The sequence below is a fragment of the Archangium lipolyticum genome (genome assembly GCF_024623785.1).
GTDB classification, from domain to species: Bacteria; Myxococcota; Myxococcia; order Myxococcales; family Myxococcaceae; genus Archangium; species Archangium lipolyticum.
Genome location: NZ_JANKBZ010000008.1, coordinates 320,944 through 341,398, shown reverse-complemented (window position 1 = coordinate 341,398; position 20,455 = coordinate 320,944). Strand labels below are relative to the sequence as shown.

At 68.1% G+C, this 20,455-nt stretch carries 15 protein-coding genes; 8 read left to right on the top strand and 7 right to left on the bottom strand.

Features of this window, described 5'->3' with window-relative positions:
• Window positions 1–22 precede the first annotated feature (22 nt).
• The 6 genes from NR810_RS20015 to NR810_RS19990 form a co-directional block, all read right to left on the bottom strand.
• Window positions 23–1,051 carry an NAD-dependent epimerase/dehydratase family protein gene (locus NR810_RS20015; protein WP_257454635.1) on the bottom strand — a complete coding sequence of 343 codons (1,029 nt, stop codon included), beginning with the start codon at window positions 1,049–1,051 and terminating at the stop codon, window positions 23–25.
• Window positions 1,048–5,451, bottom strand: coding sequence for an AMP-binding protein (locus tag NR810_RS20010; RefSeq protein ID WP_257454634.1), 4,404 nt, complete (start codon window positions 5,449–5,451; stop codon window positions 1,048–1,050). Before NR810_RS20010 ends, NR810_RS20015 begins: the two co-directional genes overlap by 4 nt.
• Window positions 5,452–5,470: 19 nt before the next feature.
• Window positions 5,471–7,084, bottom strand: a complete 1,614-nt coding sequence (locus NR810_RS20005; protein WP_257454632.1) for a nickel-dependent lactate racemase — start codon at window positions 7,082–7,084, stop codon at window positions 5,471–5,473.
• Window positions 7,085–7,102: 18 nt separating this feature from the next.
• A complete protein-coding gene (locus NR810_RS20000; RefSeq protein WP_257454630.1) occupies window positions 7,103–7,768 on the bottom strand; it encodes an HAD family hydrolase in 666 nt (221 codons plus the stop codon).
• A 292-nt stretch (window positions 7,769–8,060) separates the two neighbouring features.
• Window positions 8,061–8,558: a hypothetical protein gene (locus tag NR810_RS19995; protein ID WP_257454628.1), complete on the bottom strand. Its 498-nt coding sequence runs from the start codon at window positions 8,556–8,558 to the stop codon at window positions 8,061–8,063.
• Between the two features lie 188 nt (window positions 8,559–8,746).
• Window positions 8,747–9,727: an NAD-dependent epimerase/dehydratase family protein gene (locus NR810_RS19990; RefSeq protein WP_257454712.1), complete on the bottom strand. Its 981-nt coding sequence runs from the start codon at window positions 9,725–9,727 to the stop codon at window positions 8,747–8,749.
• Window positions 9,728–9,926: 199 nt separating this feature from the next.
• Here NR810_RS19990 and NR810_RS19985 point away from each other — a divergent pair, with 199 nt between their 5' ends.
• The 6 genes from NR810_RS19985 to hemH all read left to right on the top strand — a co-directional run bounded on the left by NR810_RS19985 (window position 9,927) and on the right by hemH (window position 18,253).
• Window positions 9,927–10,262: an SWIB/MDM2 domain-containing protein gene (locus NR810_RS19985; protein WP_204221174.1), complete on the top strand. Its 336-nt coding sequence runs from the start codon at window positions 9,927–9,929 to the stop codon at window positions 10,260–10,262.
• Window positions 10,263–10,468: 206 nt separating this feature from the next.
• Complete coding sequence (gene treY / locus NR810_RS19980; protein ID WP_257454625.1) at window positions 10,469–13,516, top strand: malto-oligosyltrehalose synthase; 3,048 nt, start codon at window positions 10,469–10,471, stop codon at window positions 13,514–13,516.
• The gene (glgX, locus tag NR810_RS19975) at window positions 13,513–15,651 is read left to right on the top strand and encodes a glycogen debranching protein GlgX (protein ID WP_257454623.1); all 2,139 of its coding nucleotides are present in this window, start codon (window positions 13,513–13,515) and stop codon (window positions 15,649–15,651) included. The genes treY and glgX overlap by 4 nt, the downstream gene beginning before the upstream one ends.
• A gap of 81 nt (window positions 15,652–15,732) precedes the next feature.
• Window positions 15,733–16,713, top strand: a complete 981-nt coding sequence (locus NR810_RS19970) for a TerC family protein (RefSeq protein ID WP_257454621.1) — start codon at window positions 15,733–15,735, stop codon at window positions 16,711–16,713.
• Between the two features lie 61 nt (window positions 16,714–16,774).
• Window positions 16,775–17,158, top strand: coding sequence for a Co2+/Mg2+ efflux protein ApaG (gene apaG, locus NR810_RS19965; protein WP_257454619.1), 384 nt, complete (start codon window positions 16,775–16,777; stop codon window positions 17,156–17,158).
• Window positions 17,159–17,161: 3 nt separating this feature from the next.
• Window positions 17,162–18,253: a ferrochelatase gene (hemH, locus tag NR810_RS19960; protein WP_257454616.1), complete on the top strand. Its 1,092-nt coding sequence runs from the start codon at window positions 17,162–17,164 to the stop codon at window positions 18,251–18,253.
• On the opposite strand, the gene NR810_RS19955 is transcribed toward hemH, so the two are convergent.
• Window positions 18,198–19,133, bottom strand: a complete 936-nt coding sequence (locus NR810_RS19955) for a hypothetical protein (protein WP_257454613.1) — start codon at window positions 19,131–19,133, stop codon at window positions 18,198–18,200. The genes hemH and NR810_RS19955 overlap by 56 nt on opposite strands.
• A 206-nt stretch (window positions 19,134–19,339) precedes the next feature.
• Between NR810_RS19955 and NR810_RS19950 the strand changes: the two genes are divergently transcribed.
• A complete protein-coding gene (locus NR810_RS19950) occupies window positions 19,340–19,504 on the top strand; it encodes a hypothetical protein (protein ID WP_257454610.1) in 165 nt (54 codons plus the stop codon).
• 157 nt (window positions 19,505–19,661) lie between these two features.
• Window positions 19,662–20,453, top strand: coding sequence for a hypothetical protein (locus tag NR810_RS19945; protein WP_257454608.1), 792 nt, complete (start codon window positions 19,662–19,664; stop codon window positions 20,451–20,453).
• Window positions 20,454–20,455 lie beyond the last annotated feature (2 nt).

Here is a 20,455-nt window from a genome sequence, read left to right as displayed (position 1 = left end):
GCCAGGGTGAGGGTCTTCCCTCTCAGGTTCCCTCGCGCAGATCCTCGAGCCGGCCCTTGGTGCCCGGCAGGTGGCCCGGCGCCATGCGCGTGTACAGGTACTGCACCGTGTCGTGCAGCGTCTCGTGGACGTCGCGCGCCCGGAAGCCCAGCTCGCGCTCGGCCTTCGAGGCATCCAGCCAGAACCAGTGCTCGCCGATGTCCACTTCCTGCGGATCCAGGGTGGGCTTCGTCCCGCGCCACTTCGCCACCCGCTCCAGCAGCTTCGCGCCGAGCACGTTCACCTGCGCGGGCAGCTTCAGCCGCGGCGCGGCCACGCCCGACAGGCGCTCCAGCCGGTGGAAGAAGTCCGACATGGACAGGTTCACGCCCATCAGGTGCCGGCCGTACACCTCGCCGCGCGTCAGCGCGTTCACGAAGGCGTCCGCCGCGTCCCGCGCGTCCACGAAGGACATGCCCCCGCCGGGCATGGCGGGAATCTCGCCCTGGAGGAACTTCATCACCGTCCAGGTGGAGCTCAGCCGGTCATCCCCCGGGCCCATCAGCAGGCTGGGGTTGAGCACCACGAGGGGGATGGCGTGCTTGCGGCAGTACTCCAGCGCGAGCTTCTCCTCGTAGATCTTCGACAGGTAGTACGGCCAGCGGCCCACGACGGTGATGGGGTAGTCGTCGTCCTCGGTGCCGACGCGCTCCTCCTTGGACACGGCGATGGTGCCCGAGGTGGAGGCGAGGATGACGCGCTGGACGCCGGCCTCGCGCACGTCGTGCAGCAGCTCGCGCGTGGCGTCCACGTGCAGCTCGTACATGCGCCGCGCGTCCTTGTCCTGGAAGGAGACGAGCCCCGCCAGGTGGTAGACGGCCTGCACGCCCCCGAGCGCGCGCCGCACCGCCTCGCGGTCCTTCAAATCCCCACGGACGTACTCCACCTTCTCGAAGGCGGGACCCGCGGGCTTCGAGCGGCCGATGAGGCGCACCTCATGGCCCGCGGCGACCAACCGCGGGACCAGGTGCGCGCCCAGGAAACCGGTGCCTCCGGTGACGAGCAGCTTCACGACTCACTCCCTCCCGAGGACAGCGCGCGGCGCTGCTCCTCCACCGTGGCGGACTCCGCGAAGCTCAGCACCCGGCCGGCGGCGAGCGCCCGGATGGAGTCCTCGGCCAGCTTCGTGGCGTAGCGGTAGCTCTCCGAGCGCGCCATGCCCTGCGTCTTCGCGCGCAGCATCTCGTACGTCAGCGCGGGCCCGATGTGGGCTCCCAGCTCGCGCGACTTGGGCAGCATGCGGCCCTTGGGCAGCGCCTCGTAGGCGCCCTTCACGTAGATGGGCAGCACGTCCACCTTGTAGGTGAGCGCGAGGTACCCCAGGGTGGGCTTGAACTCGAGCAGCTCTCCCGTCGTCGAGCGGGTGCCCTCGGGGAAGATGAGCAGGTTGAAGCCCTGCTGCAGGGCGCTGCCGGCCAACCGCAGCGACTCGCGCAGCGAGCCGTGCCGGTCCATGGGGATGAGGTCCGTGAAGTTCTCGAAGTACGCGCGCTTGAGCGGCGTGTCGAAGAAGTAGTCGCGCGCCGCGAGCGTGGTGAGCCGCTGTCCCTGCTCGCCGAGCACCACCTTGATGAGCCCCATGTCCAGGTGGCTCGTGTGGTTGGCGATGACGAGGAAGTTGCGGTTCATCGGGATGAAGGGCTCGCCCGTCACCTTCACGTCGAACATGCCGCCGAAGAGGGCCTGCTGGCCGAGCCGCACCAACTGCCGGCCCACCGCCACCAGCGGCTCCGGCACCGGAATCTCGACCTCCTCGGACCTCTCGGCCTCGCGGGAGATGTCCTTGGCGCGCGTCTCCACGGCGGGGCGGCGCCCGCTGGCGACCACCAGCTTGCGCAGATCCTCCACCGTCTGCACGTGCGTCAGATCGTTCACCGCGGGCAGCGGCACACCGGCCTGCTCCAGGGCCACGGACAGCTCGGTGAGCATCAGCGAGTCCAGCCCCAGGTCCACCGAGAGACGGGCCTCGGGGCGGATGTCGGTGAGGGGCTTGTTCACCACCTCGGCGATGAGCGGGTAGAGCCAGTCGGCGACGCCGCCGGTGCCCTGCACCTTCTCGCGGGCCTTCTCGCCCGAGGAGGCCAGCCGCTCCAGCCGCTTGAGCTCCTCCACCACCACCTTGCGCTTCACCTTGCGCGACGAGGTGCGCGGCAGCTCGCCGTCCCAGAAGCGCAGCACCTTCACGCGGCGGTAGAAGGGCATCTCCATGCCCGTCTTGCGGAAGTGCTCCTCCAGCTCGCGGCGCACCTCCTCGCGCGGCCGCTCCTTGTAGTCGGGCACGCACAGGCAGGCGACCTTCTCTCCGCCGGCCTCGTCGGGCAGGCCGACGATGGACAGCTCCTTGATGTGCGAGTGGGGGCCGTACACCTCCTCGAGCTCGTCCGGGTACACGTTCTTCCCGTTGGCGTCGATGATGACGTCCTTCTTGCGGCCCATCAGGTACAGCCGGCCCTCGGCGTCCAGGCGCCCCAGGTCGCCGGTGTACAGCCAGCCCTCCTTGAGGACGGCGTCGGTGGACTCCTTGTCCCCGAAGTAGCCCGTCATCACGTTGGGGCCGCGGGCGAGCACCTCGCCGATGCCCTCGTTGTCCGGTTCGAGGATGCGCAGCTCGATGCCGGGCAGCGCCTTGCCCACCGTGCCCGGCTGACGCTTGTTGACGTTCGTCTCGGACACCGTCAGCACCGGGGCCGCCTCGGTGAGGCCATAGCCCTCGATGATGTTGAAGCCCATCTGGTGGAAGGCCTTGTGCACGTCGTCCGGCAGCGCCGAGCCTCCCGACACCAGGAACTTGATCTTCCCGCCGAACTTGCGGTGCACCGGCCAGAAGAGCAGCTTGCCCAGGTTGAGGCTGCTGCGGTTGCGCAGCTCGCCGTGCGCCGCCATGAGCGACTTGAGCGCCTGCTCCACCAGCGGCGGCCGGCTCGCCATCTCCTGCGTCACCTTGCGGTGCAGCAGCTGCCACAGCGCGGGCACGCCAATCATGGCCGACACACGGCCCGTCTCGAACACCTCGCCCAGCCGGTCCGAGGTGAGCTCGTCGATGTAGGTAATCTCCGTGCCGCGCGAGAAGGGCGTGAGGAAGCCGGCGGAGAACTCGAAGGTGTGGTGCAGCGGCAGCACGGAGAGGACGCCGTCGCCCACGCCCACGTCGAATGCGCCCGCCAGCTTCGCGATGAGCGAGGCGAAGTTGCGGTGGGTGAGCATCACGCCCTTGGGCGTGCCCGTGGTGCCCGAGGTGAAGATGAGGCTGGCCACGTCGTCCGCGGCGGCCGTGCGGCGTACCGGGCCGATGCTGTCCGGGTACGCCGGATCTCCACTCATCGCCTCGGCGAGGCTGGCCACGCGCGTGGACAGGCCCGCCGCGGTGAGCGACGCCTGGATGCCGGGGAGGTCCTCGGCCGTCTGCTCCGAGAGCAGCAGCACCTTCGCCTCGGAGCGCCGGGCGATGTTGACCACCTCCGACTCGGTGAGGCTCGGGTCCACCGGCACGGCGGTGGCGCCCGCGCGCAGGATGCCGAAGTAGGAGACGGGCCACTCGGGCCGGTTCTCCGAGAGGATCATCACCCGCTCGCCGCGCTTCACGCCTTCCTTCATCAGGAAGCTGCCCACGCGGTTGGCGTAGCGGTTGACCTCGCCGTAGGTGAGGCGCTCCTCCTTCTCGTCGGCGGCGTAGCGGAAGGCCACCCGGTGGCGCCACGCGTTGACGCTGGCCTCGAGCATCTCCAGCAAGTCCCTGTGCGCGGGGATGACGGTGCGCTTCTTCGTCTCCTCCTCGAGGCCCGGGAACACCCACTTCTCCAGGCCGGGCAGGTGGGTGTCGAGGAAGTAGACGCGCCAGTCGATGGCCTCCGGGGCCCAGGGAATGCGGACCCGGTCATGGTGGGCCATGCGCGCGTACACCGAGCGGGTGTTGTCGCAGCGGAAGACGTAGCGGTTGTCGTAGAGGAAGGGGAGGAAGAGCTCGATGAGCCCCACCAGGCTCATGGCCTGGTTCTCCACGTCGTCCAGCTTCTCTCGGGCGCGCTCCAGCACGGCCTGCACCGAGGGCGCGCCCCAGGCGGGCTTCACCTCGTCGATGACCTGACGCAGGAAGCGCGCGCCCTTGACGAACATGGGGGCGCTGAGGTTCTCGAACACCGGGCGGCTCACCGGCATCGGCTCGACGCGCGAGCGCAGCTCGTTGAGCAGCGCGTTGCCCGTCTCCTTGTTGCGGTAGTAGCGGCGCCGGTACAGGCCCACCAGCTCGATGGAGCGGCTGGCGTAGAACGGATTCACGTCACCGCTGGACAGGTGGTAGACGCGCCGCTCCTCCACCTGCATGGAGTGCGCGGTGATGCCGATGGTGGCGCCGGCCACCTGGTCCACCGGGATGATGTCCAGGATGGCGCGCTCGCCCGCGGGGATGTTGCGATGGCCCTTGATGCCGGCGAAGGCCAGCGGCGCCGACGTGGTGAAGCCCTCGTTCCACCCGGGGAAGGGGAAGTGCTGGGCGGACTCCACGATGGAGGGCCGGACGATGGCGTAGCGCAGGCCCGGCGTACTGGCCATGACCTGCTCGCCCAGGCTCTTGGTGTACGTGTACGTGTTGGGCCAGCCCCAGTGCTTCGCCCGCTCCATGCCGGCGCGCACCAGCTCGCCGGAGAGCCACAGCTTGCGCTCACGGCCCACCGCCAGGCGCAGCGTCTTCTCGTCCGTGGCGTCGCGGCCCTCCTGCTCCAGCCGCTCCAGCGCCTTCTTGCGGAAGAGGGATGCCAGCGCCTTGTCATCCGCCTGCTCGCGCAGCCGGGCCACGATTTTTTCCGCGTCCGCGAGCTCCTGCTCCAGGCTGAAGTCGCGCCCGTCCAGCTCGTCCCGGCGCGGGAAGTAGCCCACCACGTCCTCGTCCTCGAAGACGAGCCCGCTGCGGTTGCCGGCCACGAAGGCGGTGGACATGTGCACCAGCGGCACGCCCCACTTGAGCGCCAGCTCCACGGTGTACTTCACGCCGTGGGTGTTGACGTTGAGGCCCACCTCCAGCGACGGGTTGAAGGACACCAGGCCCGCGCAGTTGATGATGGCGGACACCTTGCCGGTGAGCGCGTCCGCCTGCTCGGGGGTGAGGCCCATGAGCGGGTCGGTGATGTCGCCGTCGAGCACCTCCACCTTGCGGCGGATGAACTCCAGCGCGCCTGCCTCGCCATAGGTGTCGCGCAGCGGCTGGAAGGGCTCGCTGGTGGCCACCTTGTCGAAGAAGCGCCGCTCGGCGGACGGGGCACTGCCCTTGCGCACCAGCACATAGAGCTTGTCCAGCACCTCGCCGTAGCGCGACAGGAGCATGGACAGGGTGACCTTGCCCACGAAGCCGGTGGAGCCCGCGAAGAGCAGGCGCTTGCCGGTGAAGACCTGGGTGACGTTCAGCTCGGGGAGACTCATCGTGGGGAATCCGGGGGGCTTACTTCACGTCGACCATGACGGTGGGGGCGATGCGCAGCAGGCTGATGCTGGCCGAGCGGCCCATGAAGCCGCGCGCCTCCTCGATGGCCTCGGTGAGGGTGTCGGTGCGGTCCCAGCCGAGCAGGGCCGGGACGTGGTTGTTCTCCGCGCCCGCGACGATGACCTTGCCCACGTGCTGGCGGCCGTTCTCGCCCCAGTACCACATGTAGAGCGGGTGCACGCCGTGGTAGGCGTTGCCCTTGCGGTACAGGTGCACGTAGCTGGGGTTCTCCGCGAACTCGCGCTCGTACTTCTGTTCGATCTGCACCGCGTCACGCGTCTCGGGCAGCACCCGGTTGAAGAACTCGATGTAGCTGGGGTGCTGGACGGGATCGAACTCGTCGAAGGCCGGGTGGGTGAGGATGAGCACACCGCCCTTCTTCACCAGCGGCACGCCGCGGTTGAGGTTGAAGAAGTAGCCCAGCCCCATCACCTGCACCAGCAGCGGGTTGAGGATGGAGTTGACGCTGTAGGGCGAGATGAACGGGATGGGGAAGATGACGATGTCGCTCTGCCCCTGCACCGGCACCACGTACTGCTGCCAGCTCTTCTCCAGCGTCTTGGCGTGGGTGGGCTCGGTGGCTCCGGCGAACACGCCCGTCACGTCATAGGGCGCGGGGATGGAGTTGAGCACCTTGCGCGCCGCCGCGCGCGGCATCTTCGACAGCGCGTAGCGCATGGCGTGGAACTTCAGCCGGTCGCCCTCGGTGTAGTCCTCCTCCTTCTTGTGGAGGAAGTCCACGCCCGGGCCGAACATGCGGTTGTTCAGCGCCGTCTCGATGTGGAACACCTTGAGGTGCTTGTCGATCGCCTTGCCGATGCGCTCGTTGCGCCGGTACAGCTCGCTGTGGCCCGGCTCCATGTAGCTCTTGGACTCGCGGATCGTCTTCGGGTTGTGGTGCGCCCGGAGGCTCGCGTAGTTGGCCACGCCGGTGCCCATGGACTTGTGACCGCCGTTCATGGGCACGAAGTTGACGTTGACGTAGACGATGAGGTCGCTCTCGGCCACGCGCCGGTTGACGGCCACCACGTGCGAGCCGCACGGGGTGCGCTCCAGCTCCACCATGCCGTCCGGATCCTCGGCGTCATGGTTGTAGTACCGGTCCGGGTAGTAGGCGTCGTAGATCTTCTGGCCCACCATGCGCCGCATCTCGCCCTCCGTCATGCGGCGGTGCAGGGCGTTGGCGATGACCAGGTGGATGTCGTCCACGCCCGAGTCGGCGCACAGCTCCAGCACCACCTCGAGGATGGACTGGCGCACGTCCGGCGTGGCCATGGGGGGCAGCGGGACGGAGATGTCGTCGATGACGCAGGTGAGCTTCATCCCCGGGCGGAGCAGGGCGTGCAGCGGCTCCATGCCCTCGGGGTGGTTGATGGCCCAGCGGATGGCGGCCTTGACGTTGGGCACACCGGCCAGGGGCGGCCGGGGGAAGATGACCCGGGTGCCCACGGGCAGGTTCTCGAGGAGGAAGTTCTCCCCGGAGAAGAGCGCCCGCGGGGGGCTGCCCTTCTCGGTGATGACCACCTGGCTTTCCTCGTCGTAGAGCTTCTGGAGCGTCTTGAGCGGGCGCATGTCGAAGGGGGCTTTCCGTTACTTGAGGTCGAGGATGGGCCAGTTGTAGGCCCGGGCGATGGAGCGCAGGCGCATGTCCGGGTTGACGGCGGTGGGCCGTCCCACGACGGACAGCATCGCGTAGTCGGAGGCGCTGTCGGAGTAGCCGTGGCACTGCTCGAGCGCCAGGCCCTCGCGCACGCAGTAGGAGCGGATGGCGTTGGCCTTGTTCGCTCCCTCGATGATGGGGGGAATCACCTTGCCGGTGGCCTTGCCGCCGACGAACTGCATCTTGTTGGCGATCATGTCGTCCGCGCCCAGGTAGCGGGCCAGCGGGCGCATGCTGAAGTCCAGCGCTCCGGTGACGAGCACGATGCGGCAGCCGACGCGGCGCGCCTGATCGATGAGGTCACGCGTCTGCTCGTAGAGGGCGGGCTTGAGCACGTCCTCGAACATGTCCTCGGCGATGGAGACGAGCCGGTCCTCGGACAGGCCGGCGTAGTACCGGTAGAAGAATTCGTTGAAGGCCTTGCGATTCACCGCGTCCATGGCGGCGAAGAGGGGCACGCTCGCGGCGGTGGACAGGGTCCTCCCCAGGGTTCCCAGCAGCGAGCCCCGGTTCATCGCGTAATAGGCGTAGACGTGGACGACGTTGGTCTTCACCAGCGTCCCGTCGACATCGTAGAAGGCAGCTTTCGCGGGCATGGACAAGGCGGGCTTCCTGACATTGGAGTCCGGCGTGTGTCAACCGCGCTAATGGCCGCTGAATTCGCCGAATGCGACGGAGAAGGCCGGGCAGGGGCCGCTGAGCGGAGCAGTCGAGCAACCTGCGCTTTCCCCGGGTAGCTTGAGGGCTTCGCGCGCTCATCGATGCGCGGCCGCGGGGCCTTCACCGACCGCCTGCCCGGTGCGCACGAGCCGACACGGCGCACGGCCCTGGGCCGCCCGCTGTGGGTTTTTGGGATACATCAGATGGGACCGACTCCACCCGCGGCCCTCACTCCGAGGACTTGCCGACCGGGATGCCGTGGGCCTCGAACCACGGGAGGCGCTGGGGCGTTCCGTCGATGTCGAAGACCACGTCCCTCATCTGGATGTCCACGTGTGGCGTGGACACGTCGTCCTCGAGCTTGATGGTCACCGTCACGGTTCCCGCCGTGGCCAGGTACTTCCTGTAGGGCCTGATGCGTCTCGGGTTCTCCCCGCAGATGGTGTTGAAGAGGATCTGCCCCCTCCACTGCGCCAACTCCGCGCGCGGGTCGGGAAGCTCGAAGGTGGTCGTGGTCGTCTGGTGGGCCAGGGCCGCCTGTCTCACCAGATCCTCCACGGTGAAGCTCAACGCGCTCTCTTCCGCATGACCGCCCAGGTAGAGGGTGAGATCCTCGCAGCCCGCCATCGTCCAGACGAAGTCCGTTGGCCGCAGATCCGGCTGCTCCAGGTGTGTGAGCTCACAGCTCGTGACGACGAGAGCGAGCAAGAGCCACTGCAAGCGCATGGTGGTGCCTCCTCCTGCGTGTTCCACCGTCTCGCGATGCAGTGGCCATTCCAACGCGTGCTCACACGGGACGTCTGACGGCTCTGTGTGGCAGGTGACTCGGAAATCCCAGGGACCGTGAGCCCTCCTGATGGATTTCCGCGATCTTCGTGGGGCGTACGACAGAACCAGACGCGCGGATGCCGCGCTCACAACCAGCCCTGCTCCCTGTACCAGCGGGCGCTGCGGCGGATGGAGTCGGCCGGGTCCCTCGTGGCGCGGAAGCCCAGCAGGCGCTCGGCCCTGGCGCTCGAGCACGTCCAGGCCGGCACCAGCAGCTGCCGCGCGAACTTCCGGTTGAGCGGCAGGCGTCGGCCCGTCACCCGCGTCACCCCATCGGCCACGGTCGCCAGCGCCGTCAGTACACCAGGCGACAGTCGCACCGTGCGCGGCTTCACCCCCAGCTCCGCGGCCGCGAGGTCCTGCAGTTCCTCCAGCGTGAAGGGCCGGGGGTGACCTATGAAGAAGGATTGGCCAAGGGCCTCCTCTCGCTCGGCCAGCAGCAACAGCAGGTCCACCACGTCCTCCACGTCCACCAGCGTCAGTGGCCGGGGTCCACCGCCCAGTTCCAGCCGCAGACCCCGCGATACCAGCTTGAAGATGAGGAGGTTCTCGCGGTCCCCCGGCCCCACGATGCGCGGCGGGCGCACCACCGTCACCGGCAGCCGATCCGCGTACGAGAAGGCGATGCGCTCGGCCTCGGCCTTGCTCTCGCCGTACCACTCCGCGGGCCGCAGCGGATCCTCCTCTGTCCGGGGCCTCTCCGGCGTGGAGGGCCCCGAGGCGCCCAGCGAGCCGGCCAGCACCAGCCGCGGCTTCTTCCCGGAGGAGGCCACCAGGGCCTCGCACAACAGCCGGGTCCCCTCGGCGTTGACGCGCAGGAAGTCCTCGCGCGTGGCGGCGCGGCGCAGGCCCGCCAGGTGGAAGACCACGTCCCGTCCCTGGACGGCGCGGGCCAGGCTGGCCGCGTCCGTCACGTCTCCGTCCACCCTCTCGTACTCCAACCCGATCAGACCCGACACGTCACTTCCGGGACGGATGAAACAGGTTGCTACATGTCCCCTCGCGGTGAGCGCGCGCACCAGCCAGGAGCCCAGGAAACCGTTCGCGCCAGTGATGAGTGTGTTCAACATGGTGTGCTTTCCCCGAGAAAACACTCTTCCCTTCCGAGGGAGAACCACTATTTTCCCCTCGGCCCTCAGAGGGAAAAATGCAGCGGAGGGCTGTTTTTCGGCCTCGGGCGTGCTAGGAGCGCTCGACGGCTCAGGGTGTGAACAAGCCGTGCAACGCCCCTGGACACTGGAATCAGGGGGAGGAGATCCGAACAGAATGGCCGCCAAGAAGACCACCGCCGCGAAGAAGGCTCCCGCCGCGAAGAAGGCTCCCGCCGCCAAGAAGTCCGCGGCTGGCAAGCGCAAGCCGAACGCGGCGTTCATGAAGGAGATGACTCCGTCCGCCGCTCTGGCGGAGATCGTCGGCAACAAGCCGCTGCCCCGCACCCAGGTCGTCAGCAAGATCTGGGACTACATCAAGAAGAACAACCTCCAGGATGCCAAGAACAAGCGGCAGATCAACGCCGACGACAAGCTCAAGCCCATCTTCGGCGGGAAGAAGTCCGTCACCATGTTCGAGATGACGGCGCTGGTGAACAAGAACCTGACCTGATCAGGGACCGGTTTCGTCGGCCGCGAGGCCTGGAGGGCTCGTCACCTGAGTGGCGGGCCCTCTGCATTTCAGGGGGCGGACGGCCGGGAGAGCGTTGGCTAGCGTGCGGAACGGCGCCTCCGTGGTGGTCAGAAGCGCCCGTCGGCCCTACGACTGCATGTCATATGCGACTCGAGGGGACTGCAGTGTCGGCAGGAGAAGGGACGATGGGGCAGGCGGGCGTGGAAACACTGGCTGGGACGTTGTACGGGCGCGTGCGTGAGGAGCTGTTGGGTCGCGCCACGCCGCTGTCCACCTACCGCATCCAATTGCACAAGGGCTTCCCCTTCACCGCCGCGAGGGAGATGGTGCCCTACCTGGCGCGGTTGGGGCTGACGGACATCTACTGCTCGCCCTACCTCAAGGCGAGCCCGGGCAGCACCCACGGCTACGACTGCGTGGACCACAAGCTGCTCAACCCGGAGGTGGGCTCGGCCGAGGAGCACGCGGCCTTCTGTGCCACGGTGCGTGAGCACGGGCTGGGGCAGGTGCTGGACGTGGTGCCCAACCACATGGGCATCGACGCCTTCAACCCGCTGTGGTTCGACGTGCTGGAGAACGGCCCCTCGTCGCTGTTCGCGCGCTTCTTCGACATCGACTGGGCCCCGGTGAAGGACGAGCTGAAGGACAAGGTCCTCCTGCCGGTGCTGGGGGACCAGTACGGGGTGGTGCTGGAGCGGGGGGAGCTGAAGCTGGGCTTCCGGGACGGGGCCTTCGTGGTCCACTACTACGACCGCGTCCTGCCGGTGGCTCCCGGGCAGTACGGGCGGGTGCTGCGCCGTGACCTGGAGGGACTGGAGAGCCGGGTGGGGTTGGAGCATCCGCACCTGCTGGAGCTGCACTCCATCCTCACCGCCATCCGCAACCTGCCCTCGCGCACGGAGACCGAGCGCTCCCTGGTCATCGAGCGCAACCGGGAGAAGGAGGTCATCAAGCGCCGCCTGGCCGCCCTGGTCGAGGCCAGCCCCGAGGTGGCCGCCCACATCGAGACCAACGTGCGGGCCATCAACGGCACTCCGGGCAACCCGCGCTCCTTCGACGAGCTGGACGCGCTGCTGGAGGGGTGCTGCTACCGGCTGGCCGACTGGCGCGTGGCGGGCGAGGAGATCAACTACCGCCGCTTCTTCGACATCAACGGGCTGGCCGCGATCCGGGTGGAGGACCCGGACGTGTTCGCCGAGGCCCACCAGCGCATCTTCGACTGGCTGCGTCAGGGGTGCGTCACCGGGTTGCGCATCGACCACCCGGACGGGCTCTATGATCCGACGGCCTACTTCCTCAACTTGCAGGAGCAGTACTTCGTGGAGCGGGCCAGGGCCCTCTTCGACGCCGAGCATGGCGCGCAGTCCGCGCGGTGGCCGGAGGTGGAGCGGCGGCTGCGCGAGCGGTGGCAGGCGGAGGCGGGGGCGCACGTGGACTCGCCGTTGCGCAAGGCGCTCTTCGTGGCGGTGGAGAAGATTCAAGGCGGCCGCGAGCGCATCCCCGAGGGCTGGGCGGTGCATGGCACCACCGGCTACCGCTTCGCCAACGCGGTGGGAGGCATCTTCGTGCGGCCGGATGCCGAGGCGTCGCTGACGGAGACGTACTACCGCTTCATTGGCAAGACGCTGGACTTCGAGGAGCTGGTCTACGAGAAGAAGCGCCTCATCCTGCGCGACTTCATGGCCAGCGAGCTGAACATGCTCGCCCACCGGCTCAACCGCGTCTCGGAGATGAACCGGCGCTCGCGCGACTTCACCCTCAACAGCCTGAGGCGGGCGTTGGCGGAGTTCATCGCGCTCTTCCCCGTCTACCGCACCTACGTGGACGACTGGCGGCCGGAGCTGGACGCGCGCGACGTGCGCTACATCCGCGACACCCTGCGGCACGCCAAGGCGCGCAACGCCACCCTCAACGCCAGCATCTTCGACTTCCTGGGAGACGTGCTGCTGCGGCGCTACCCGGAGCACCTGGGGCCGCACGAGCGGGCGGAGATGCTGGCCTTCGCCATGAAGGTGCAGCAGGTGACGGGCCCCGTCATGGCCAAGGGGCTGGAGGACACCGTCTTCTACGTCTACAACCGGCTCGTCTCCCTCAACGAGGTGGGTGGAGAGCCGGAGCAGTTCGGCACCACCGACGACATCTTCCACTCGCGCAACCAGGAGCGCGCCGAGCACTGGCCGGCGAGCATGCTCACCACCAGCACGCACGACACCAAGCGCAGCGAGGACGTGCGCGCGCGCATCAATGTCCTCTCGGAGGTACCCGAGGAGTGGCGCCAGCGGGTGGCTCGCTGGTCGAAGCTCACCGAGGCCCACCGCACCTCGCTGCCCGAGGGCCCCGCGCCCAGCTCCAATGACGAGTACCTCTTCTACCAGACGGTCGTGGGCGCCTGGCCCATGGGCCCCTCCCTCTCCGAGGAGGCCCTCGCCCAGTTCCGCGGCCGCGTCCGCGACTACATGCTCAAGGCCATCAAGGAGGCCAAGGTCCGCACCTCGTGGACCAACGCGGATCCGTCCTACGAGGAGGGCGTGTCGCGCTTCGTGGAGGCCTGCCTGGACCCGGCCAGGAGCCGCGCCTTCCTGGACGACATCCGGTCCTTCAAGCGCCACATCGAGCGGGCCGGGCAGCACAACGCGCTGGGTCAACAGCTGATGAAGCTGACCTCGCCCGGGGTGGTGGACACCTACCAGGGCTGCGAGCTGTGGGACCTGTCCCTGGTGGATCCCGACAACCGCCGGCCGGTGGACTACACCCTACGGGCCCGGCTGCTGGAGGAGTTGGACCGGGAGGCGGCGGCGGACCGTCCGGGCCTGTGCACCCGGCTGACGGCGAACATGGACGATGGCCGCATCAAGCTCTTCGTGCTGGCCGAAGGCCTGCGCCTGCGCAAGCGCCAGGCGGCCCTCTTCCGGCAGGGCGGGTACCGGGCACTCTCCCTGGCGGGCCCGCGCGCGAACGCGGTGATCGCCCTGGCCCGGGAACACGGACAGTCCGTCGTCATCGCCGCCGCACCGCGCTATACGCTCTCCGCCCTGGCCGCCCCCGGAGGGCTCGCGGGGGCGTATGAAGAAACGTCGCTGGAGCTGCCCGGTTCCTATGCGAGCATGACGTTCCGGGATGTGTTCACCGGGCAGGAAGTCCGGCCGGGTCGTCAGGCGGGTGGCGCGGTGCTGCCCCTGGCCCCCCTGCTGGTGGGCTTCCCGCTGGTGCTGTTGGAGAGGAGCGATGGATGAAGCGGGCGGAGGTGCTACCGGGCAAGCCGTATCCCCTGGGCGCCACGTACCTTGGTAACGGAGTCAACTTCGCCGTCTTCAGCGAGCATGCGCGGAAGATGGAGGTGTGCGTCTTCGACTCGCAGGACCCCTCGCGCGAGCTGCGCCGCTACGTGCTGCCCGAGCAGACCCAGCACGTGTGGCACGGCTTCATCCCGGGGCTGCAGACGGGCACCCTCTATGGCCTCCGCGCCCATGGCGCCTACGAGCCCCGGCGCGGTCTGCGCTTCAACCCGAACAAGCTGCTGGTGGACCCCTATGCCCGTGCCCTGCACGGGAAGGTGGACTTCTCCTCTCCCGTGTACGCCTATGTGCCCGGGCACGAGGAGCAGGATCTCGGCTTCGACACCCGTGACAGCGCCCCCGGCGTGCCCAAGGGCGTGGTGCTCACCGACGACTTCGACTGGGAGGGGGACGGCCCTCCCCTGGTGCCCTGGAACCGGACGCTCCTCTACGAGGCCCACGTGAAGGGCCTCACGAAGCTGCACCCCGCCATCCCCGAGCACCTGCGCGGCACCTACGCGGCCATGGCCCACCCGGCCATCCTCGAGCACCTCCAGAAGCTGGGCGTCACCGCGGTGGAGCTGCTCCCCATCCACTCCCACGTCGACGAGCCCTTCCTCGTCAACAAGGGCCTCACCAACTACTGGGGCTACAGCACCCTGGGCTACTTCTCCCCGGATTCGCGCTTCAGCTCCTCGGGCTCGCGCGGCGGCCAGGTGGCCGAGTTCAAGTCCATGGTGAAGGCGTTCCACCGCGCCGGCATCGAGGTCATCCTCGATGTCGTCTACAACCACACCTGCGAGGGCAACCACCTCGGGCCCACCCTGTCCTTCAAGGGCCTGGACAACTCCGCCTATTACCGGCTGTCGGAGAAGGATCCGCGCTACTACCAGGACTTCACCGGCACGGGAAACTCGTGGAACGCCACCCACCCGTACGCGCTCCGGCTCGTCATGGACTCGCTGCGCTACTGGGTGCAGGTGATGCACGTGGACGGCTTCCGCTTCGACCTGGCCACCACGCTGGGGCGCGACAGGCACGGCTACGACACCCGCGCCGCCTTCTTCCAGATGGTGCACCAGGATCCGGTCCTCAGCCAGGTGAAGCTCATCGCAGAGCCCTGGGACGTGGGCGACTTCGGCTACCAGGTGGGCAACTTCCCCGTCCTGTGGAGCGAGTGGAACGGCAAGTACCGCGACACCATCCGCCGCTACTGGAAGGGCGATGAGCGGCAGGCGGCGGAGATCGGCTACCGGCTCACCGGCTCCTCGGACCTGTACGCGCTGAGCGGCCGCAAGCCCACCGCGAGCGTCAACTTCATCACCGCCCACGACGGCTTCACCCTGCACGACCTGGTCACCTACAGCCAGAAGCACAACGAGGCGAACCTGGAGGAGAACCGGGACGGGGCCAACGACAACCACTCGTGGAACTGCGGCGTGGAGGGCGAGACGACGGACCCCGTGGTCAACACCCTGCGCGAGCAGCAGAAGCGCAACCTGCTCGCCACGCTCTTCCTGTCCCAGGGCGTGCCCATGCTGCTGGCCGGCGACGAGATGGGCCGCACCCAGCGCGGCAACAACAACGCCTACTGCCAGGACAACGCGCTGTCCTGGGTGGACTGGAACCTCACCGAGTCCCAGCTCAAGCTGCTGGACTTCACCATCCTCCTGAGCCGGCTGCGCCGCGAGCAGCCGGTGCTCACCAAGCGCAAGTTCTTCCGCGGCTCCCACATCTGGGACAGCAAGCTGAAGGACCTGGCCTGGTTCCGCCCGGACGGGCAGGAGATGAAGAAGGAGGACTGGGAGAAGCCCTATCTGCCCTCCATCGGCTTCCTGCTGGGCGGCGATGCCATCGCCACGCCGGACGACGAGGGCAACCGCATCGTCGGGGACACGCTCCTGGTGCTGATGAACGTGCACCACGAGCCCATCACCTTCCACCTCCCGGCCATCGAATGGGGCGCGGACTGGGAGGAGGTGGCGGACACCGGGCAGTCGCGCGTGTCCCTGCACACCCATACGCCCGCGGGTGGCACCGTGGTGGTGGCGGGACGGGCCCTGGTGGTCTTGCGCCGCCCGGCGACGGAATAGCCGCAAGGATGTCGACTGCCGGGCTCCCTCCCGCTATACGGGGGGGTCGGCTGTCTCCAGCCGGATCAGGGAAACACGCTCGTGAACATACAAGTCGCGCTCTGGGTGGGCTTCAACGTCTTCGTGCTGGCGATGTTGGCCCTGGATCTGGGCCTCTTCCATCGCAAGGAGCACGTGGTGACGCCCAAGGAGGCGGGTGGGTGGACGATCGTGTGGATCGCCCTCAGCCTGCTGTTCTGCGGGGGTCTCTGGTACTTCGGCTACTGGACCACCGCCCAGTCCATGCAGTGGGTGACGGCCTACGTCATCGAGTACGCGCTCTCGGTCGACAACCTCTTCGTCTTCCTCATGGTGTTCGCCTACTTCCGGGTGGCCCTGGAGGTGCAGCACCGGGTGCTCTTCTGGGGCATCATGGGCGCGTTCATCATGCGCGCCGTCCTCATCCTGGCCGGCACCGCGCTCGTGCAGCGCTTCCACTGGCTGCTCTACATCTTCGGCGCCTTCCTCGTCTTCACCGCGGCGAAGATGGCCTTCTCCAAGGAAGACGACGATGCCGCGGACCCCGAGCAGACCTTCATCGTGAAGCTGTCCCGGCGCATGCTGCCGGTGGCCCGGCAGGGCGAGGGCAGCAACTTCTTCACCATCGAGGACGGCCGGCGCAAGGTGACGCCCCTCTTCCTGGTGCTCATGGTGGTGGAGGCCACGGACCTGCTCTTCGCCCTGGACTCCATCCCCGCCGTGCTGGGCATCAGCCAGGATCCCTTCATCGTCTACACGTCCAACGTGTGCGCCATCCTGGGCCTGCGCTCGCTCTTCTTCGTGGTGTCGAGCCTCATGGAGAAGTTCCACCTGCTCAAGCTGGGCCTGGCCGCCATCCTCGGCTTCGTGGGCATGAAGATGCTCGTCGTCTTCTTCGACATCCACGTCCCCATCGGCCTGTCGCTGGGCGTCATCGGTGGCATCCTGGTGGCCTCCATCGTGGCCTCGCTCATCTGGCCGAAGCCGCAGGTGCCCGCGGAACTGGAGCAGCCCCGGCGGGACCGGGAAGGCGCCAACTCCTGAGCCCCTGGGGGGTTGGCTCGTTTGGCTTGCGTCCGGGCGGCGAGACAGCCAATTGTGAGGCATGTCGTCCACGACCACTGAAGGCATCCGCGTCACCGTGAAGCCCGCCTACTGGCCGGAGCGGAGCGCCCCCGAGTCCCACCAGTACGCGTTCATGTACACGGTGGAGATCCTCAACGAGGGCGGAGAGCCGGCGCAGCTGCGCAGCCGCCATTGGATCATCACCGACGCGACCGGGAAGATAGAGGAGGTGAGGGGCGAGGGGGTCGTGGGCAAGCAGCCCCGGCTGGCTCCTGGGGAGCGCTTCGAGTACACGAGCTGGGCGCAGCTGCGCACCCCCTTCGGCTCCATGCGTGGCACCTACACGATGGAGCGGGCGGACGGGCGGCAGTTCGAGGCCCGCATCGGCGAGTTCGCCCTCACGCTGCCCCACGCGCTGCACTAGGCCATGAGCTCCAAGCGGAAGGGTCTGCTGCTGGTCAACCTGGGGACGCCGGATGCGCCTGAAACCGGCGCCGTGCGCCGCTACCTGCGCGAGTTCCTCAGCGACCCGCGCGTGGTGGACATCCACCCGGTGGGGCGCTGGTTCCTCCTCAACCTCATCATCCTGCCCTTCCGCTCGCCGAAGAGCGCGCACGCCTACCGCACCATCTGGACGGAGCAGGGTTCGCCGCTGCTGGTGTACTCGCGGGGCCTGGCGGAGGCCGTGGCCGAGCGGCTGGCCGGTGAGTACGAGGTGGAGCTGGCCATGCGCTACGGCAACCCGTCGCTGCCGGACGCGGTGGCGCGGCTCCGGGCGCGAGGGGTGAGTGACTTCACCGTGATGCCCCTCTACCCGCAGGAGGCGCCGTCCTCCTCGGGCTCCTCGCTGGCGCGTACCTACGAGGTGCTGGCCGACCCCTGGGACGTGCCCAACGTGCGCTCCGTGCCGGCCTTCTACGACCACCCGGCCTTCCTGGACGCCTTCGCGCGGGTGGCGCGCCCCGTCATCACCGAGGCCCGGGCGGACCACGTCCTCTTCAGCTTCCACGGTGTGCCCGAGCGCCACGTGCGCCGGACGGACGCCTCGGGGCGGCACTGCCTGGCCTCGGGCGGGTGCTGCGACGCCATCACCGACGCGAACCGCCACTGCTACCGGGCCCAGTGCTTCGCCACGGCGCGGGAGCTGGCGAAGCGGCTGGGACTGGAGCCCCAGGGGTGGAGCGTGTCCTTCCAGTCCCGCCTGGGGCGCACGCCGTGGGTGCGGCCGTACACGGACGTGGTGCTGCCGGAGCTGGCCGCGCGCGGGGTGAAGCGCCTGGCGGTGATGTGCCCGGCCTTCGTCTCCGACTGCCTGGAGACGCTGGAGGAGGTGGCCATGCGCGGGCGCGACCAGTTCCTCGCGAGCGGGGGCGAGTCGCTCACCCTCGTCCCCTCGCTCAACGCGTCCCCCGTCTGGGCGGATGCCGTGGTGCGGCTCGTCCGCGAGTCGGAGGCCGCCGCGGCTACTTCTTCGCCTGCGGCTGCAGCAGCTCCGGCGGTACCGGATCGAGCGGGGTGAGGCGCAGCTTGCGCTCGCCGTTGGCCGCGCCAGGCAGGGTGGTGCCCTCCACGCGCGTGGTGAGGGTGCCCTCCCACGAGCGCCAGCGGCCCGCCTTCACGAGGAACTCGCCCCGGCCCGTCATCCGCACCTCGGCGGAGGCGGGTTGGGCCGTCGGGGCGTGTGCGGCCTCGTCCTCGTGGTCGTGCCCGCCCGAGGCCTTCTTCCCGGGCGCTTCCTTCGGCTTCCGGGCCGGGGGCGTCGGACGGAGCTGACCGGAGACGGTTTCGGAGAGGTCGTACTCGAGCGTCGCCACCTGATCGCCGTTCTCGGCGGGGGCGAGCGCGGTGAGCTTCACCTGGTTCTTCCGCTCGGCCTTCTTCTCCACGAAGTTGGGCACGGCGCCCAGGTCCACCAGATCCGTGCCGAGCGCCCAGGTGGAGTCCTGGCCCACCGGATCCCTCGGCAGCTCCAGCACCAGCACCGCCGTGTTGCGCAGCGGCCCGGAGAGCCCGTCCAGCACGAAGCCGCGCTCGCTCATGGTGCCCTGGTCCGCTTCACCGCCCTGGCCCTGCGGGACGATGCGGAAGGCGTAGTCGCCGGACCCGGTCTTCTCGAGGACGAAGATGGAGGACGTCTCTTCCGAGGGGGCGGCGGACTCGGAGGTGGTGGTGAGGCGGAAGGCGGTGGGGGCGTCGAGCTTCCAGCGCAGCGTCACCTTGGAGGGATCTGGCGGCGGCTCGGGCGCGGGGGCCGGCTTCTTCTCGGCCTGCTGGGCCTTGCGCAGGTTGGCGGCCATCTCCGGCGTGGGAGCGATGGGCTCCATCTTGCCGACAGGCTCGTCCTTGCAGGCGGGGGTGAGGCAGAGGGCTGCGAGCAGGCCGATGATGCGCCGGTTCACGAAGGGACTCCTGGGTAGGGAAGCAGGGACTTGCGCTTCACGGTGTCCAGGAGTCTACGGCACTGTGGTGAGGGGTTGAAGAGAGGGGTGGCCGGGTGCGCGCCGAGAACCCCATTCAACGGAGCCGGACGGCCCCATGCAACGTGAAGGCGGGGTAACCCGTGGTAACATCTTGACAGCGTCGGTTCTGTCAGGGGGTCCATCCGATGCCTACCCAAAACGCTTTCTTGCGGATCAAGGTCGTTGATGAAAAAGGAGCCACGCGGAAGCCGGGCGCGGACGACCACGTCCAGGTGAATGGCGCTGACATCCCCTATCAGCCAGCTCAAGAGTTCCTGCATCCGCTGACGAGCGGTGACCTCGCGCTCTGAGCCTGGTGCGCATAGGTCCGGACTGCCGTTCCGCAACAGTGCCCACACCTATGCCCAACATCTCTATTTCAGCAAGGCAATCAATGTCAGCTCTCCGGTGACCCTCCTGGACTGTGAACGAGGAGATGCGAGCACCTGGCTGCGCGTGCGAAATGGCATGAAGGTGCTGGGGTATAGGGCCCAGGCCATCCTCGAGAGCCGCAAGACCGCCAGTTGGGACTCGGTCACCGCGTATGTCAACTGGTTGAACTCCTCCCGGAATGAGTCGCAATACATCACCGGGCATTACGCGCACGGCTATCTCGACACCATCGGGCGGACGCGTCCCGGAACAGTCCAGAACTACAGCGTGTTCAGCCATGCATGGCATGGCGGGCCCATCCTCTTCAACACCCTACAGCCGGATCCAGCGGACTTCGATCTGCGGACAGAGCAGTTCACGTTGGATCCGTTGACCCGCCAATCGCAGATGAGCCGTCAGTACCCGCAGCTCCCCTTGGCGTTCACCCCCGTCTCGGGTGAAATCCACATCTGGGGCTGCTTCGCGACGACGCTCTTCAAGGCCATGGTGCTCTTCATCAGGGACAAGCCGACGGGCACCCGGGAAAAATTCAGCCATCCCCAGAACGCCGCCGCGGGTCTGCCCCTGCAGATGACACGCGCGGAAGTGGTCACCTATCTGAAAGAACTGATGGCCAATGAGACCTACATGAGCCTCTTCGCCCAGTTCGCGCGGCGGAAAACCTACGGGGGCCCTCCAGGGTGGGGGGCCGACGTTGGAAGGTATGACAGTGTTCAGGGCATCCCGCAGGGGCTGAAGAACAACATCGACGGAAGCATCTTGTACATCAACCTCACGCAGAACCGCGCCGAAGCGGTCTTCCAACGATCGGAGCTCGGCTCGAGGACCTTCGACGCCTTCAAGTACCTGTGCTATCCGCCGTCCTGAAT

Excerpts from the sequence above, each read along its gene's own strand:
- NR810_RS20010 (WP_257454634.1), bottom strand. The coding sequence starts at position 5,451 with ATGAGTCTCCCCGAGCTGAACGTCACCCAGGTCTTCACCGGCAAGCGC.
- NR810_RS20005 (WP_257454632.1), bottom strand. The coding sequence starts at position 7,084 with ATGCGCCCGCTCAAGACGCTCCAGAAGCTCTACGACGAGGAAAGCCAG.
- NR810_RS20000 (WP_257454630.1), bottom strand. The coding sequence starts at position 7,768 with ATGCCCGCGAAAGCTGCCTTCTACGATGTCGACGGGACGCTGGTGAAG.
- NR810_RS19995 (WP_257454628.1), bottom strand. The coding sequence starts at position 8,558 with ATGCGCTTGCAGTGGCTCTTGCTCGCTCTCGTCGTCACGAGCTGTGAG.
- NR810_RS19985 (WP_204221174.1), top strand. The coding sequence starts at position 9,927 with ATGGCCGCCAAGAAGACCACCGCCGCGAAGAAGGCTCCCGCCGCGAAG.
- treY (WP_257454625.1), top strand. The coding sequence starts at position 10,469 with ATGGGGCAGGCGGGCGTGGAAACACTGGCTGGGACGTTGTACGGGCGC.
- glgX (WP_257454623.1), top strand. The coding sequence starts at position 13,513 with ATGAAGCGGGCGGAGGTGCTACCGGGCAAGCCGTATCCCCTGGGCGCC.
- apaG (WP_257454619.1), top strand. The coding sequence starts at position 16,775 with ATGTCGTCCACGACCACTGAAGGCATCCGCGTCACCGTGAAGCCCGCC.
- hemH (WP_257454616.1), top strand. The coding sequence starts at position 17,162 with ATGAGCTCCAAGCGGAAGGGTCTGCTGCTGGTCAACCTGGGGACGCCG.
- NR810_RS19950 (WP_257454610.1), top strand. The coding sequence starts at position 19,340 with ATGCCTACCCAAAACGCTTTCTTGCGGATCAAGGTCGTTGATGAAAAA.
- NR810_RS19945 (WP_257454608.1), top strand. The coding sequence starts at position 19,662 with ATGAAGGTGCTGGGGTATAGGGCCCAGGCCATCCTCGAGAGCCGCAAG.